This is a genomic window from Nonomuraea sp. NPDC049486 (assembly GCF_040676925.1).
Taxonomy (GTDB): domain Bacteria; phylum Actinomycetota; class Actinomycetes; order Streptosporangiales; family Streptosporangiaceae; genus Nonomuraea; species Nonomuraea ferruginea.
In genome coordinates this window covers 53066-68279 of the sequence record NZ_JBFAPV010000007.1, presented here as the reverse complement: position 1 = coordinate 68279, position 15214 = coordinate 53066, and the positions used below count along the sequence as shown (strand labels likewise).

Annotated in this window: 13 protein-coding genes; 5 read left to right on the top strand and 8 right to left on the bottom strand. The window is 72.2% G+C overall.

Features of this window, described 5'->3' with window-relative positions; translation table 11 throughout:
- Nucleotides 1-136: 136 nt before the first annotated feature.
- Genes AB0K05_RS21210 through AB0K05_RS21195 form a run of 4 tightly spaced genes read left to right on the top strand, consistent with a single transcriptional unit; the run spans nt 137 to nt 3143 of the window.
- The gene (locus AB0K05_RS21210) at nt 137-292 is read left to right on the top strand and encodes a hypothetical protein (RefSeq protein ID WP_364231472.1); all 156 of its coding nucleotides are present in this window, start codon (nt 137-139) and stop codon (nt 290-292) included.
- Nucleotides 259-1095 carry a tripartite tricarboxylate transporter substrate-binding protein gene (locus AB0K05_RS21205; protein ID WP_364231457.1) on the top strand — a complete coding sequence of 279 codons (837 nt, stop codon included), beginning with the start codon at nt 259-261 and terminating at the stop codon, nt 1093-1095. The genes AB0K05_RS21210 and AB0K05_RS21205 overlap by 34 nt, the downstream gene beginning before the upstream one ends.
- Nucleotides 1095-1622 (top strand): tripartite tricarboxylate transporter TctB family protein, encoded by a 528-nt coding sequence (locus tag AB0K05_RS21200; RefSeq protein ID WP_148029464.1) that lies wholly within the window; start codon nt 1095-1097, stop codon nt 1620-1622. Before AB0K05_RS21205 ends, AB0K05_RS21200 begins: the two co-directional genes overlap by 1 nt.
- Nucleotides 1623-3143 (top strand): tripartite tricarboxylate transporter permease, encoded by a 1521-nt coding sequence (locus tag AB0K05_RS21195; RefSeq protein WP_364231020.1) that lies wholly within the window; start codon nt 1623-1625, stop codon nt 3141-3143.
- A 39-nt stretch (nt 3144-3182) separates the two neighbouring features.
- On the opposite strand, the gene AB0K05_RS21190 is transcribed toward AB0K05_RS21195, so the two are convergent.
- The 7 genes from AB0K05_RS21190 to AB0K05_RS21160 all read right to left on the bottom strand — a co-directional run bounded on the left by AB0K05_RS21190 (nt 3183) and on the right by AB0K05_RS21160 (nt 13502).
- Nucleotides 3183-4502 carry an MFS transporter gene (locus tag AB0K05_RS21190; RefSeq protein WP_261808326.1) on the bottom strand — a complete coding sequence of 440 codons (1320 nt, stop codon included), beginning with the start codon at nt 4500-4502 and terminating at the stop codon, nt 3183-3185.
- Between the two features lie 112 nt (nt 4503-4614).
- Nucleotides 4615-6120, bottom strand: coding sequence for an Asp-tRNA(Asn)/Glu-tRNA(Gln) amidotransferase subunit GatB (gatB, locus tag AB0K05_RS21185; RefSeq protein WP_364231017.1), 1506 nt, complete (start codon nt 6118-6120; stop codon nt 4615-4617).
- A gap of 38 nt (nt 6121-6158) precedes the next feature.
- Complete coding sequence (gatA, locus tag AB0K05_RS21180; RefSeq protein WP_148029461.1) at nt 6159-7652, bottom strand: Asp-tRNA(Asn)/Glu-tRNA(Gln) amidotransferase subunit GatA; 1494 nt, start codon at nt 7650-7652, stop codon at nt 6159-6161.
- On the bottom strand, nt 7649-7948 hold the full coding sequence (gatC, locus tag AB0K05_RS21175; RefSeq protein WP_049556801.1) for an Asp-tRNA(Asn)/Glu-tRNA(Gln) amidotransferase subunit GatC: 300 nt from the start codon (nt 7946-7948) through the stop codon (nt 7649-7651). Before gatC ends, gatA begins: the two co-directional genes overlap by 4 nt.
- 109 nt (nt 7949-8057) lie before the next feature.
- Entirely contained in the window at nt 8058-10118 is a 2061-nt protein-coding gene (locus tag AB0K05_RS21170) for an EAL domain-containing protein (protein WP_364231014.1), read from the bottom strand.
- Between the two features lie 161 nt (nt 10119-10279).
- Nucleotides 10280-12442: an NAD-dependent DNA ligase LigA gene (gene ligA / locus AB0K05_RS21165; RefSeq protein WP_364231454.1), complete on the bottom strand. Its 2163-nt coding sequence runs from the start codon at nt 12440-12442 to the stop codon at nt 10280-10282.
- A 70-nt stretch (nt 12443-12512) separates the two neighbouring features.
- Nucleotides 12513-13502 carry a methionine synthase gene (locus AB0K05_RS21160; RefSeq protein ID WP_271276424.1) on the bottom strand — a complete coding sequence of 330 codons (990 nt, stop codon included), beginning with the start codon at nt 13500-13502 and terminating at the stop codon, nt 12513-12515.
- Between the two features lie 24 nt (nt 13503-13526).
- On the opposite strand from AB0K05_RS21160, the gene AB0K05_RS21155 reads away from it, so the two are divergent.
- Nucleotides 13527-14156: an MBL fold metallo-hydrolase gene (locus tag AB0K05_RS21155; RefSeq protein ID WP_271276425.1), complete on the top strand. Its 630-nt coding sequence runs from the start codon at nt 13527-13529 to the stop codon at nt 14154-14156.
- On the opposite strand, the gene mnmA is transcribed toward AB0K05_RS21155, so the two are convergent.
- Nucleotides 14153-15211: a tRNA 2-thiouridine(34) synthase MnmA gene (gene mnmA, locus AB0K05_RS21150; protein ID WP_187280965.1), complete on the bottom strand. Its 1059-nt coding sequence runs from the start codon at nt 15209-15211 to the stop codon at nt 14153-14155. The genes AB0K05_RS21155 and mnmA overlap by 4 nt on opposite strands.
- Between the last annotated feature and the right edge of the window lie 3 nt (nt 15212-15214).

Below are 15214 nucleotides of genomic sequence, written 5' to 3'. Positions count from 1 at the left end.
CATGCAAACAGCGCCAGGTCACGGGCCGGTTGCGACCAATACGACCACTACGACCGCTACCTGCAGAGTCTCGACGCGACGGCTCACGGGCCGCACGATCCAGGGTTCATAGATGTGAAACCCCCTGGAGTTGATCATGCGTTTGCGCATCATCGCCGCGCTCGCGGCGTTCTCCGTCGCGCTGGCCGGCTGCGGCGGCGGCAGCGGCGGCGGCACCACGACCCTGCGCATCATGGCCCCGGCCTCGCCCGGCGGCGGCTGGGACCAGACCTCACGCACCGCGGAGCGCTGAAGTCCGTCGCGCCGGACCGCGGCGTCGAGGTCTTCAACGTCCCCGGCGCCGGCGGCACGATCGGGCTGGCCCAGCTCGCCGGTGAGAAGGGCAACGGCAACCTGCTGATGACCATGGGCCTGGTCATGGTCGGCGCCATCGAGCAGAACAAGTCCAAGGTCACGCTGGCCGAGACGACCCCGATCGCCAAGCTGACCGAGGAGTACGAGATCGTCGTGGTCCCTGCGGAGTCCCCGCTCCAGTCGCTGCAGGACCTGGTGGCCGCGTGGAAGGCGGACCCGGCGAAGGTGTCGGTCGCGGGCGGCTCGGCCGGCGGCACCGACCACATCGTGGCCGGGCTCATGGCCAAGGCCGCGGGGGTCGACCCCAAGCAGGTCAACTACATCGCGCACTCCGGCGGCGGCGAGGCGCTCAACGCGCTGCTCGGCAACAAGGTCACGATCGGCGTCTCGGGCGTCGGCGAGTTCGCCGAGCACGTCAAGTCCGGCAAGCTGCGCGCGCTCGGCGTCACCTCCGGCGAGCGGCTGCCCGAGCTGGACGCGCCCACGCTGAAGGAGGGCGGCCTGGACGTGGAGCTGGCCAACTGGCGCGGCTTCGTGGCCCCCGGCGGGCTCGCCGACGCCGACCGGCAGGCGCTGACCGACCTGGTCACCAAGATGCGCGACTCGCAGCCGTGGAAGGACGCGGTGGCCAAGAACGGCTGGATCGACTCGTTCATGACCGGCCAGGAGTTCGACGCCTACCTGAAGTCCGAGGAGACCCGGGTCAAGGGCATCATCGCCGAGATGGGGCTCGTGTCCTGATGTCCTCACCCGAGGAGCCCACTCTTCAGGAGACCGGGCGCAAGCGCGGCCTTTGGCGGCCCGAGCTGGGGCTGGCCCTGGTGGTGCTCGGTCTCGGCGTGTTCGTCGTCGTGGGCACGCTCGACGTGTCGGCCGCGGCCTCCCGGCTCGGGCCGGGGCCGCGGTTCTTCCCCATGCTGGTCGGCGGGGCGATGATCCTCATCGGCCTGTTCTACGTGGCCGACGTGCTGCGCGGCGGGCGCGGCGACCCGGAGGAGAGCGAGGACGTGGACGCCGAGGCGCCCGCCGACTGGCGCGGCGTCGGCCTGGTGAGCGGCGTCTTCCTGGCCTTCACCGCCGTGCTGGACGTGCTCGGCTGGATCATCGCGGCGAGCCTGCTGTTCTTCGGGCTGTCGCTGGCGCTCGGCGCCGAGCACAGGGTCCGCGCGGCCCTGATCGCGGTGGTGCTGGCCGTCTCGACGTACCTGACGTTCGTCGAGGGGCTGGGCGTCACGCTGCCCGCCGGGCTGCTGTCGGGGGTGATCTGAGTGGAGTCGCTGGGGCTGCTGCTCGACGGGTTCGCCGCCGCGCTGACGCCGGTCAACCTGCTGTACGCGCTCGTCGGCGTCACGCTCGGCACCCTGGTCGGCGTGCTGCCGGGCATCGGGCCGGCGATGACCGTGGCGCTGCTGCTGCCGATCACCTTCACGGTGCCGCCGGCCAGCGCGTTCATCATGTTCGCCGGCATCTACTACGGCGGCATGTACGGCGGCTCGACCACGTCCATCCTGCTCAACACGCCCGGCGAGTCCTCCTCCATGATCACCGCGCTGGAGGGCAACAAGATGGCCAGGCGCGGGCGGGCCGCGCAGGCGCTGGCCACGGCGGCCATCGGCTCGTTCGTGGCGGGCACGATCGCCACCGCGCTGCTGGTGTTCGCGGCGCCTGCCGTGGTGAGCTTCGCGATCTCGTTCGGTCCCGAGGACTACTTCGCGCTGGCGATCCTGGCCTTCACCGCGGTGTCGTCGGTGCTGTCGCGGTCGGTCGTGCGCGGGCTGGCCTCGCTGGTGCTGGGGCTGGCGATCGGGCTGGTCGGCATCGACCAGCAGACCGGGCAGGCCCGGCTCACGCTGGGCGTCCCGCAGCTCCTCGACGGCATCGACGTGGTGATCGTCGCGGTCGGGCTGTTCGCCGTGGGCGAGGCGCTGTACGTGGCCTCCCGGCTGCGGCACGCCCCGCCGGACGTCGTACCCGTCGGGCGGGCCTGGATGGGCCGCTCGGACTGGGGCCGGTCGTGGCGGCCGTGGCTGCGCGGCACCGCGCTCGGCTTCCCGTTCGGCGCGCTGCCCGGCGGCGGCGCCGAGATCCCCACGTTCCTGTCGTACGCGGCCGAGAAGCGGCTCGCCCGCGGCGTGGCGCGGGAGGAGTACGGGAAGGGCGCGATCGAGGGCGTGGCCGGGCCCGAGGCGGCCAACAACGCCTCGGCGGCGGGCACCCTCGTGCCGCTGCTCACGCTGGGGCTGCCGACCTCCGCCACGGCCGCGATCATGCTGGCGGCCTTCCAGCAGTACGGGCTGCAGCCCGGGCCGCAGCTCTTCGACCACAACCCGGCGCTGGTGTGGGCCATGATCGCGTCGCTGTTCATCGGGAACACGATGCTGCTCGTGCTGAACCTGCCGCTCGCGCCGGTCTGGGCCAAGCTGCTGCGGATCCCGCGCCCGTACCTCTACAGCGGGATCATCCTGTTCGCCGCGCTCGGCGTCTACGCGCTGAACGCCAGTGCGGTGGACCTCGTGGTGCTGTTCGTGCTCGGGCTGCTCGGGTTCGCCATGCGCCGGTTCGGGCTGCCGGTCGCGCCCGCGGTGATCGGCATGATCCTGGGGCCGATGGCGGAGATCCAGCTGCGTCGGGCGGTGGCCATCGGCGCCGGCGACGTGACCGTGCTGGTGGGCAGCCCGGTCGCGGTGGTGCTGCTCGTGCTGTCGCTGCTGGCCCTGCTGACGCCGCTGCTGCGGGGCTTCATGGCCAGACGGCGGATGCCGCCGCTGCCGGTCTCGCACGAGGACTGAACGACGCGGCCCCGGACACCACCCGGGGCCGCGTCCGTCTCAGACCGCCGCGGTCGCGGGGACGGGGGTTCCGGCCCGCACGGCGCGGGGCACGATCAGCAGCCCGGCCGCCGCTATGACCAGGGTCGCGGTGAACACCGTCCAGTAGGCCCCGCCGGCCGCGATGAACAGCGCGGAGGTGACGGCGACCGCCACCACCGAGAACACCGACTCGCCCAGGTGCAGCGCCCCGCTGTTCTCGCCGGCCTCGCCGGGGGCCGACAGCTCCAGCGTGAGCACCGACAGCGTCGGGTAGATCAGCCCCATCCCGAACCCGGCCGCGATCCAGGCCGGATAGGCCAGCTCCAGCGGCACCCCGGGGAACGTCACGGCCCCCATCGCCACGATGCCCGCCGACAGCGCCACCGAGCCCAGCCGCAGGTTCGTGCTCCGGCTGAACACCTCGCGCCCCTGCAGCCAGGAGGCGAGCGACCAGGTCAGCGCGCCGCCGGTGAGCGCGATCCCGGCGGTGAACGGCGACATGCCGCGCTCCTCCTGCAACATGAGCGGCACCATCACCTCGGCCGCGAAGAACGCTCCGGTGGCCAGGCCGCGCAGCCCCACCACCGCCGGCAGCCCTCTGGCGGCCCTGAGCGTCCCGGGGGGCAGCAGCCTGGGCAGCGCCACGGCCAGGATCACCAGCCCGATCGCCAGCAGCGCGAACCGCCCGTCGCTCCCGTACTGCATGAGGGCCGCCGCCACGGCCGTCACCGCCGCCCACGCGATCTTGCCCATGAGCCCCGGCGCCGGGGCGCCCTGACCGCCGCGCACCGGCTGCCCGGCCAGCCCGCGCGCCAGCACCAGCCCGGCCGCCACGGTCAGGAACGGCACCAGCAGGAACACCCACCGCCAGCCCAGCGTCTCCACGATCACGCCGACGATCGCCGGCCCCACCATCGACGGCACCACCCACGCGGTCGCGAACAGCGAGAACACCCGGGGATGCAGCTCCTCGGGATAGACCCGGGCCACCACCACGTACAGCGCCACGTTCACCAGCGCCCCGCCGAACCCCTGGATCAGCCGCCCGGCGATCAGCACCTCCATGGCCGGCGCCAGCCCCGCCAGCGTCAGCCCGCCGATGAACGCGGCCGCGCCGGTCCAGAGCGGCGGGAGCGGCCCGCGCACGTCCGCCCACCGGCCGCCGAGCACCGTGCCCACCACCCCGGCCGCCAGCGCGCTGCTGAAGGCCAGCCCGTAGAGCTCGAACCCGCCGAGCTCACGCGCCACCACCGGCATCGCCACCGCGACCGCCACATATTCGAAGGCCACCAGTGACACCATCGCCACGAGGCCCGCGGTCAGAGCAGATGTCTTCATACCGGAGACGGTAGATCCGCTCCTCGCGGAAAACCTCCAGCCACGGCCGTAGGCCGGGGTACGCGGATCGTCCTAGGTCCCGCCCCCACGCGCGGAGGGCGGGACCTAGGACCTACTCGGAGACGCCCAGCTTCTCCAGGATGAGCTGACGGGCGCGGGCCGCGTCGGCCTTGCCCCGGCTGGCCTTCATCACGCCGCCGACCAGCGCGCCGACGGCCGCGATCTTGCCGGAGCGCACCTTCTCGGCGGCGTCGGCGTTGCCCGCCAGGACCTCGTCGATCATCGCCGACAGCTCGCCCTCGTCGTTGACGATCTTCAGGCCGCGCTTCTCGACCACCTCGTCGGGGGCGCCCTCGCCGCCGAGCACGCCCTCCAGCACCTCGCGGGCCAGCTTGTCGTTGAGCGCGCCTGAGGCGACCAGCTCGGTCACCTTGGCCACCTGCGCGGGCGTGATCGGCAGGTCGGCCAGCGCCACGCCGGTCTCGTTGGCGCGGCGGGCCAGCTCGCCCATCCACCACTTGCGGGCGTCGGCCGCGGGCGCGCCCGCCGCGACCGTGGCCTCCACCAGGTCGATGGCGTCGGCGTTGTGCATGGCCCGCATGTCGAGGTCGGACAGCCCCCACTCGGCCTGCAGCCGCTTGCGCTTGACCGTCGGCAGCTCGGGCAGCCCCGCCTTGAGCTCCGCCACCCACGCCGGGTCCGGCGCGATCGGCACCAGGTCGGGCTCGGGGAAGTAGCGGTAGTCCTGCGCCTCCTCCTTGGACCGGCCGGACGTGGTGGTGCCGGTGTCCTCGTGGAAGTGACGGGTCTCCTGCACGATCCGGCCGCCGTCGGCGAGGATCGCGGCCTGCCGCTCGATCTCGCCGCGCACCGCGCGCTCGACGCTGCGCAGCGAGTTGACGTTCTTGGTCTCGGTACGGGTGCCCCACTCGGACGCGCCGCGCGGCATGAGCGAGACGTTCACGTCGCAGCGCAGCGAGCCCTCCTCCATGCGCACGTCGGAGACGCCCAGCGAGCGCATGATCTCGCGCAGCTCGGTGACGTAGGCCTTGGCCACCTCGGGCGCGAGCCGGTCGGTGCCGGGGATCGGCTTGGTGACGATCTCGACCAGCGGGATGCCGGCCCGGTTGTAGTCGACGATCGAGTAGTCGGCGCCGTGGATGCGGCCGGTGGCTCCGCCCACGTGGGTCGACTTGCCGGTGTCCTCCTCCAGGTGGACCCGCTCGATCTCGATCCGCACGGTCTCGCCGTCGACCTCCACGTCGAGGTAGCCGTCGAAGCAGAGCGGCTCGTCGTACTGGGAGATCTGGTAGTTCTTCGGCATGTCCGGATAGAAGTAGTTCTTCCGAGCCATGCGGCACCACTCGGCGATCGAGCAGTTGAGCGCCAGGCCGATCCTGATCGTGGACTCGATCGCCATGGCGTTGGCCACGGGCAGCGCCCCCGGCAGCGCCAGGCAGGTCGGGCACACCTGCGTGTTGGGCGGCGCGCCGAAGGTGGTCTTGCAGCCGCAGAACATCTTCGACGCGGTGCCCAGCTCGACGTGCGTCTCCAGCCCGAGCACGGGCTCGAAGCGAGCGAGCGCCTCGTCGTACGGCATGGCCGTCTCGACAGTCATGATGAGGTCCTTCGTTCAGATCGCATGCGAACCAGCTCCTAGAGCGCCGGGGCCTTGGCCAGCAGGCTGCCGCCCCAGCGGCTTTCGAGGGCCTGCTCCACGGCGGCGCCGACCCGGTAGCAGCGGTCGTCGCCCAGGACCGGGGCCATGATCTGCAGGCCCACCGGCAGGCCGTCCTCGTCGGCCAGGCCGCACGGCACCGAGATGGCCGCGTTGCCCGTCAGGTTGGACGGGATCGTGTAGAGGTCGGCGAGGTACATCGCCATCGGGTCGTCGGCGCGCTCGCCGATCGGGAACGCCGTCGTCGGCGTCGTCGGCGAGACGAGCACGTCGACCTGGTGGAAGGCGGCCTCGAACTCGCGCGAGATGACCGTGCGGACCTTCTGCGCCTGGCCGTAGTAGGCGTCGTAGTAGCCGCTCGACAGGGCGTACGTGCCCAGCATGATGCGCCGCTTGACCTCGGGACCGAAGCCGGCGGCCCTGGTCAGCGCCATGACCTCCTCGGCGCTGCGGTCGCCGTCGTCGCCCACGCGCAGGCCGTAACGCATGGCGTCGAAACGGGCCAGGTTGGAGGAGCACTCCGACGGCGCGATCAGGTAGTAGGCCGGCAGGGCGCTCGCGAACGCCGGGCAGGACACCTCGACGACCTTGGCGCCGAGCGACTCCAGGAGCTGCACGGTCTCGTTGAAGCGGGCCAGCACGCCGGCCTGGGCGCCCTCACCCGCGGCGAACTCCTTGACGACGCCGATGCGCATGCCGGAGACGTCGCCGTGGCGCGCGGCCTCGACGACGGACGGCACCGGGGCGTCGATGGAGGTCGAGTCCATCGGGTCGTGGCCGGAGAACACCTCCTGCAGCAGCGCGGCGTCGAGCACGTTGCGGGCGAACGGGCCCGGCGTGTCGAGCGAGCTGGCGAAGGCGATCAGCCCGTAACGGGACGAGCCGCCGTAGGTGGGCTTCATGCCGACGATGCCGGTGACGGAGGCTGGCTGGCGGATCGAGCCGCCGGTGTCGGTGCCGGTCGCCAGCGGGGCCTCGTAGGCGGCCACGGCGGCGCTGGAGCCGCCCGACGAGCCGCCGGGCACCCGGGTCAGGTCCCACGGGTTGTGGGTGGCGTGGTAGGCCGAGTTCTCCGTGGAGGAGCCCATCGCGAACTCGTCCAGGTTGGTCTTGCCCAGGATGACCAGCCCGGCCTCGCGCAGCCGCCGGGTGACGGTCGCGTCGTAGGGCGGACGCCAGCCTTCGAGGATCTTGGACGCGGCCGTGGTCGGCATGTCGTGGGTGGTGAAGATGTCCTTGTGCGCGATGGGCACCCCGGCCAGCGGCCCGAGCTTCTCGCCCGCCCGCAGCCGGGCGTCCACGGCCCGCGCCTGCCCCAGCGTGGTCTCGCGGTCGACGTGCAGGAACGCCTTGACCTGGGGCTCCACCTCGGCCATCCGATCGAGGTGGGCCTCGGCCACCTCGACCGCGGACACCTCACCGGCGGCGATCATCGCGCCGAGCTCGGCGGCGGTCTTGCGGATCAGGCTCATGCCTCCTCCCCGAGGATGCGCGGCACCCGGAAGCGGTCGTCCTCGACGGCGGGAGCGCCCGACAGGGCCTGCTCGGGCGTCAGGGACTGTCGCACCTCATCGGGACGGAAGACGTTGGTCAGAGGCAGAGCGTGCGACGATGGCGGCACGTCCTCGGCGGCGACCTCGGCCACCTTCGCGACCGACTCGATGATGGCATCGAGCTGCGTGGCGTAGTGGTCGAGCTCGTCGTCGGTGAGCGCCAGCCTGGACAACCGGGCCAGATGCGCGACCTCGTCGCGGGTTATGGCGGACATGAGTCGTTGAACCCGTTTCGTGGATGGAGTTTGGACACTCACATCCTAGGGGCCTTGACGGATCGCCTCAGAACCCTTAACCACCTGGTAACACCAGTGGCGTGACGCCTCAGACGGTCTGGGGGAACTCCTCGCCGTACTCGTACTCGCGCTCCTGACGCTCGCGGAGCCAGGCGGTGGCGTCGGCGGCCGGCATCGGCTCGCAGAACAACCACCCCTGGCCCAGGTCGCAGCCGATCTCGGCGAGGCGGAGCGCGACCGTCTCGGACTCGACGCCCTCCGCCACGGAGCGCAGGCCGAACGAGCGGACCAGGTCGACGATGGAGCGGACGATGCGGTCGTCGTCGGCGGAGTCGGCCATGCGGCGCACGAAGGAGGAGTCGATCTTCACTTCGGAGATCGCCAGCCGCTGCAGCCGGATGAGCGACGAGTAACCGGTGCCGAAGTCGTCGAGCGCGAGCGGCACGCCGAGCGCGGCCAGCGCCTTGATGGTCTCCTGGGTGTAGACCTGCTCGCCGGTCAGGATGCGCTCGGTGACCTCCAGCTGGATCGCGGCCGGCGGCAGCCGGTGCCTGGCCAGGCCGGCTTCGAGCTGCTCGGGCAGGGCGGGGCCGAGCAGGTCGCGGGCGGAGATGTTGACCGAGATCTGCACCCGCAGGCCGGTCTGCCACCAGCGGGCGGCCTGCTCCAGCGCCTCGTCGACGACGTAGGCGGTGAGCTGGCGCATCAGGTAGGACTGCTCGGCCAGCGGGATGAAGTCCGACGGCCCGATGGCGCCGTGGACCGGGTGGTGCCAGCGCAGCAGCGCCTCGACCCCGTCGACGGCGCCGCCGGCCAGGGCGACCTTCGGCTGGTAGTGCAGGCGCAGCTCGCGGCCGTCGAGCGCGCGGCGCAGGTCGCCCAGCAGGTTGAGGCGTTCGGGCGAGTTGCGGTCCTTGTCCGGCTGGTAGATCTCGACGCCGGTGCGGCCCTCCTTGGCCAGGTACATCGCCACGTCGGCGCGCTGGAGCAGCAGCTCGAAGTCGGGCGCGTGGTCGGGGTAGAGGGCGATGCCGACGGAGCCGTCGAGGTCGAACGACATGCCTTCGAGCCGCACCGGCTCGGTGAGCGCGGCCCGCAGCCGGGCGGCCACCTCGCGGGCGGCGTGGGCGTCCCTGATGGACGGCAGCAGCACGGCGAACTCGTCGCCGCCGAGCCGGGCCACCACGTCGCCGGGCCGCACGGAGTGGGTGAGCCGGTGGGCGACGAGCTGCAGCAGCCGGTCGCCGACCGGGTGGCCCATCGTGTCGTTGACCTCCTTGAACCGGTCGAGGTCGATGAGGAACAGGCCGACCCGCTCGTCATGGCGGGCCTCGGCCAGCGCCTCCTCGGTGCTGACGATGAGCATCTTGCGGTTGGGCAGCCCGGTCAGCTCGTCGTGCAGCGCCTGGTGGTCGCGGCGCATGGAGAGCGTGGCGGTGAAGTAGACGGCCGCGAGCGGGGCCACGAACAGCGGCACCAGCCCGGGTGAGTGGTTCATCACGACGACGACCAGCGGGGCCAGCCCCAGCAGCCCGGCGTACACCAGGGCCTGCGGCCCGATCGAGGCGCGCAGCACCCGCAGGATGGAGCGGCGCTCGTGCAGCGCCACGGCGCCGCACACGAGGGTGGCCCGGGTGGCGAAGTAGGCGACCCCGGCCAGCGTGATGGCCGGCAGCGCGTCGCCGGTCGGCACCCACGGCACGGCCGGGTTCGGCGCGTGGCCGAACGCGCCGATCACGACGGCGGCGGCGGTGAGCGCGAGCGTCGACTGGGCGATGTTGAACATCACCCGGTGCCAGGCCTTGCGGGTGGCGATGCCGTTGACGGTGACGGCCACGGCCTGCAGGAGCACGGCCACGGGCAGGCCGAGGTAGAGCAGGACCGCGAAGGTGAACATGGCCGAGGGGTACGTGCCGCCCACCGCGGTGGCGGAGGACACCATGACCGGCCGCAGCTCGCCCAGGACGACCAGCACCGCGAGCACCCAGAACAGCGGCGTGCGGACGAGCTCCGTCAAGGGGCCCGGGTCCAGTCTCAGCACGGCCACGAGGAGCGCGGTGAAGCCGATCACGGTGACGCCCGCGAGGAACGCCCACAGGGGCGTGCCGGCGCGCGGCCCGGTGTCGCGGGTGTCGGTTGGGTCAGTCATCGTTAACGAAACCCCCATTAGTTCACTATGGGAGGGTACGACCATAACCCACTTCTCGCAGCCAAGTGCGTACGTTCCGTCACATCTCCTCCCCGGCCTGCACCCACCCTCCGTAGTTACCTGGTCAACGCCCTGTATTCGCAGAAACTTCCCGAGCGTCACTATTCGGGCGTGACCGCCAGCTCCGCGGCGGCGTCGGGCCCGTGTTCGAGCAGGGTCGCGAAACCTTCGTCGGTCAGAATGGGGATCTTGAGGCTGACGGCCTTGTCGTACTTGGACCCGGCGTTCTCGCCGGCGATCAGGAACGACGTCTTCTTCGACACCGATCCGGTCACCTTGCCGCCCCTGGCGGTCAGCTCCGCGCCCGCCTCGTCGCGGGTGTGGCCGGCCAGCGTGCCGGTGACCACGAACGTGAGCCCCGCCAGCGTCTGCGGCAGCTCGGAGACGGCCGGGGCCTCCTCCTCCATGCGGACGCCCGCGCGCCGCCACCGCTCGACGATCTCGCGGTGCCAGTCGACCTGGAACCACTCCTTGATGGTGACCGCCATCCGCGGGCCGATGTCCTCGACCGCGGCGAGCTCCTCCTCGGTGGCGTTCATGACGGCGTCGACGGAGCGCAGCTCGGCGGCCAGCTTCTGCGCGGTCGGCGGGCCGACGTGGCGGATCGACAGCGCGACCAGCACCCGCCAGAGCGGCGCCTCCCGCTTGACCCGGTCGAGTTCGGCGATGAGCTGGTGGGCGGCCTGGCTGGGCCTGCCGTCGGCGTTGGAGAACAGCGAGACGACCTTCTCCTCGCCGGTCTTCGGGTCGATCTTCGGCAGGCCGGACTCCTGGTCGCGGACCACCGACCTGATCGGCACCAGCCGGTCGAGCGTGAGGTCGAACAGGTCGGCCTCGGTGCGGACCACCGGCTCCTGCGGCGGCACCGGCTGGCTGAGCGCGGTCGCGGCGACGTAACCCAGGCCCCGGATGTCGAGCGCGTTGCGGTGGGCGGCGAAGTAGAGGCGCTCGCGGATCTGCGCGGGACAGCCTCGGGCGTTGGGGCAGCGCAGGTCGGCGTCGCCCTCCTGCTCGTAGGCCAGCTCGGTGCCGCACTCCGGGCAGTGGGTGGGCATGGCGAAGGCCCGCTCGGAGCCGTCGCGCAGCGCGGTGACCGGGCCGATGATCTCGGGGATGACGTCGCCGGCCTTGCGCAGGATCACCGTGTCGCCGATGAGCACGCCCTTCTTCTCGACGACGGCGGCGTTGTGGAGCGTCGCCCGGTTGACGGTCGAGCCGGACACCACCACCGGCTCCATCACGCCGAAGGGCGTCACCCGGCCGGTGCGCCCGACTCCGACCTGGATGTCGAGCAGCTTGGTGTTGACCTCCTGGGGCGGGTACTTGTAGGCGATGGCCCAGCGCGGCGCCCGCGAGGTGGAGCCCAGCTCGCGCTGGATGCGGAACCGGTCGACCTTCACGACCACGCCGTCGATCTCGTAAGCGGGATCGTGACGGTGCTCGCGGTAGTGCTCGATGTAGGCGTTGACCTCGTCGAGCCCGTCCACGACCCGGTAGAGGTCGCTCACCGGCAGCCCGAACCCGCGCAGCCGCTCGTAGACCTGCGACTGCGACCGCGGCTCCGCCGCGCCCTCCCAGACGCCCACGCCGTGGACGAGCATGCGCAGCGGCCGCTTGGCGGTGACGCGCGGGTCCTTCTGCCTGAGCGTGCCGGCGGCGGAGTTGCGCGGGTTGGCGAACGGCGGCTTGCCCTCCTCCACGAGCTGTTCGTTGAGCAGCTTGAAGTCGTCGACCGGGATGTAGACCTCGCCGCGCACCTCGACCAGGCTGGGGACGTCGTCGCCGGTGAGCCGGTGCGGGATGTCCCTGATCGTGCGCACGTTGGCGGTCACGTCGTCGCCCACCCGCCCGTCGCCCCGGGTGGCGCCGCGCTCCAGCCTGCCGTCGCGGTAGACCAGCGCGATGGCCAGCCCGTCGATCTTCAGCTCGCAGAGGTAGGGGCCGGGATCGCCTTCGGCCAGCCGCTCCGCCCTGGTCAGCCAGCCGGTCATGCCGTCGGCGTCGAAGACGTTGTCGAGGCTCTCCATGCGGGCCAGGTGGTGGACCTTGGTGAACTCGCCCGAGACCGGCGCGCCGACCTTCTGGGTGGGCGAGTCGGGCGTCTGCAGCTCCGGATGGGCCTTCTCCAGCTCCAGCAGCTCGCTGAACCAGGTGTCGAACTGCGCGTCGCTGACCGTCGGCGCGTCTTCGACGTAGTAGCGGTAACGCGCCTCCTCGACCAGCTCGCTCAGCTCGGCATGCCGCTGCCGCGCCGCCGCCGGCATGTCCCCCTGCTCGCTCACGGCGTCTCCTTCCGTACGAACACCCCTGGCCGAACGGTATCGCGCGGCACCGTCACTCCTGGAGGTCGCGCGCGGGGTCGTCCTTGATCACCTGGGCGGCCTTCCGGCAGGCGGCCAGCGCCGACCTGGCGTAGCCGGGCGAGGCGCCGGCGAGCCCGCAGGCGGGCGTGAGCACGATCTTCCCGGCCAGCTCCTCCGGCGCGAACCCGAGCCGCCGCCACAGCTCCAGCGCGGGCCGGGCCACCGCCGAGTAACGGGGCAGCCGCGTGTCGGTCGCGGGCACCACGCCGAGGAACAGCCCGACGCCGGCCTCGACCAGCTCGCCGATCGGCTCCTCGTCCCTGCGCCTGATCAGCGACGCGTCCGCGGACACCGCCCGCACCCCCGCCCGGCGCAGCAGCGCGTACGGCACGGAAGGGGCGCAGCAGTGGACCACCACGTCGGGGAAGGCGCGCAGCGACTCCTCCACCCGCCACTCCTCGGCGGCGGGCAGCCGCCCGAACCCGGACGCGGTCGGCACCGTGCCGTTCAGCACGCCGGGCAGGCCGGGCTCGTCCAGCTGGAGCACGAGGTCGGTGACGCCGGGCATCCGCCGGCGCACCTCGGCGCAGTGGTCGGCGACGCCCTGCGCGAGCGAGGCGGCCAGGTCGCGCACCGCGCCCGGGTCGGACAGGACCTTGTCGCCGTGACGCAGCTCGATCGCGCCCGCCAGCGTCCACGGCCCGCAGACCTGCAGCTTCAGCGGCCCCACGTAGCCGTCGCCGACCTCCTCCAGCCCGTCGAGGTCGCGCCGCAGATGGTCGACGGCCCGCTGGTGGTCGCGCCCCGGCCGCCCCGCCAGCCGCCATCCGGACGGCTGCACCTCCACGGGCAGGTCGACGAGCAGCCCCGCCGTCCGCCCCACCATGTCGGCGCCGACCCCGCGCGCCGGCAGCTCCGGCAGGTAGGGCAGCCCCGGCACCTCCCCGAACACGACCCGCAGCGCCTCAAGATGATCATCGCCGGGATGCGACCCGACCCCGGTGGCTTCCCACGTCAGCATGGGCACAAGCGTAGGGTGTGCCAGATGAAGCTCACGAAGTACGGGCACGCCTGCGTACGCCTGGAGAAGGACGGCAAGGTCCTGGTCATCGACCCCGGCACCTTCACCCGGGACCCGGTGCTCGACGGCGCCGACGCGGTGCTCATCACCCACCAGCACCCCGACCACCTGGACGTCGACCGGCTGGCCGCCGCCTCCCCCGATCTGGAGGTGTGGACGTGCGAGGCCGTCGCCGCCGAGCTCGACGAGCTGCCGCTGAAGGTCGGCGTGGTACGTCACGGCGACGACTTCCAGGCGGCCGGGTTCCGGGTGGACGTGTTCGGCGAGTGGCATCTGAAGAACCATCCCGACCTGCCGATCGTGCAGAACGTCGGCTTCATGGTCGACGGCGCGCTGTTCTACCCGGGCGACGCGCTCACCGTGCCCGACGCCGAGGTGGAGACGCTGCTGGTGCCGACCAACGCGCCGTGGCTGAAGCTCGTGGAGATGGTCGAGTATCTGCGCACGATCCGGCCCGCGCGGGCGCTCTCCACCCACGACGGGCTGCTCAACGACATCGGGCTCGGGCTGGTCGACAACTGGCTGCGGATGGAGTCGGAGGCTCAGAAGGCCGACATGCGCCGGCTGCCCGTCGGCGGGTCGATCGAACTCTAGGCCGCCGACGTGATCGTGGCCGACCCGATCACCGTCGGCCCCGAGTAGAGCACCGCCGCCTGGCCGGCCGCGACGCCGGTGGCCGGCCTGTCGAGCTCGATCTCCAGGCCGCCGTCGCGCTCCTCGAACGCGCACCCGTACACCTCGCCGTGCGCGCGCAGCTGCACGGTGAGGTCGTCGCGGACGTGCGGGCCGTTCCACACCGGTCGCACGCAGGAGATGCGGGTGACCTCCAGCGCCGAGCGCGGCCCGACCGTGACGGTGTTGGACACCGGCTCGATCGACAGCACGTAGCGCGGCCTGCCGTCGGGCGCGGGCCGGTCGATGCGCAGGCCCTTGCGCTGGCCCACGGTGAACCCGTGGGCGCCCTGGTGGCTGCCGACGACCGCGCCCGACTCGTCGACGATCGGCCCCTCGTCCGCGCCGAGCCGCTCGGCCAGGAAGCCGCGGGTGTCGCCGTCGGCGATGAAGCAGATGTCGTGGCTGTCGGGCTTGTCGGCGACGGTCAGCCCGCGCCGGGCCGCCTCCGCGCGCACCTCGGCCTTGGTGGAGTCGCCCAGCGGGAAGACGGCGTGGCCGAGCTGCTCGCGGGTGAGGACCCCGAGCACGTACGACTGGTCCTTGGCCGGGTCGGCGCTCCTGGACAGCACGCCGTCGACGAGCCTGGCGTGGTGGCCGGTCGCGACCGCGTCGAAGCCGAGCGCCAGCGCCCGGTCGAGCACCGCGGCGAACTTGATCTTCTCGTTGCACCGCAGGCACGGGTTGGGCGTGCGGCCGGCCGCGTATTCGGCCACGAAGTCGTCGACCACGTCACGCTGGAACCGCTCGGCCATGTCCCAGATGTAGAACGGGATGCCGATCACGTCGGCCGCCCGCCTGGCGTCACGCGAGTCCTCGATCGTGCAGCAGCCCCTGGCCCCGGTGCGGTGGGATTGGGGGTTGGCGGACAGGGCGAGATGGACACCGGTGACGTCGTGACCGGCCTCGGCGATCCGGGCGGCGGCCACGGCGGAGTCGACGCCGCCCGACATGGCGGCAAGCACACGCAATCCCATGAC

Coding starts and splice junctions, on each gene's coding strand:
- AB0K05_RS21210 (WP_364231472.1), top strand. CDS start 137: ATGCGTTTGCGCATCATCGCCGCGCTCGCGGCGTTCTCCGTCGCGCTG.
- AB0K05_RS21200 (WP_148029464.1), top strand. CDS start 1,095: ATGTCCTCACCCGAGGAGCCCACTCTTCAGGAGACCGGGCGCAAGCGC.
- AB0K05_RS21190 (WP_261808326.1), bottom strand. CDS start 4,502: ATGAAGACATCTGCTCTGACCGCGGGCCTCGTGGCGATGGTGTCACTG.
- gatB (WP_364231017.1), bottom strand. CDS start 6,120: ATGACTGTCGAGACGGCCATGCCGTACGACGAGGCGCTCGCTCGCTTC.
- gatA (WP_148029461.1), bottom strand. CDS start 7,652: ATGAGCCTGATCCGCAAGACCGCCGCCGAGCTCGGCGCGATGATCGCC.
- gatC (WP_049556801.1), bottom strand. CDS start 7,948: ATGTCCGCCATAACCCGCGACGAGGTCGCGCATCTGGCCCGGTTGTCC.
- AB0K05_RS21170 (WP_364231014.1), bottom strand. CDS start 10,118: ATGACTGACCCAACCGACACCCGCGACACCGGGCCGCGCGCCGGCACG.
- ligA (WP_364231454.1), bottom strand. CDS start 12,442: ATGCCGGCGGCGGCGCGGCAGCGGCATGCCGAGCTGAGCGAGCTGGTC.
- AB0K05_RS21160 (WP_271276424.1), bottom strand. CDS start 13,502: ATGCTGACGTGGGAAGCCACCGGGGTCGGGTCGCATCCCGGCGATGAT.
- AB0K05_RS21155 (WP_271276425.1), top strand. CDS start 13,527: ATGAAGCTCACGAAGTACGGGCACGCCTGCGTACGCCTGGAGAAGGAC.
- mnmA (WP_187280965.1), bottom strand. CDS start 15,211: ATGGGATTGCGTGTGCTTGCCGCCATGTCGGGCGGCGTCGACTCCGCC.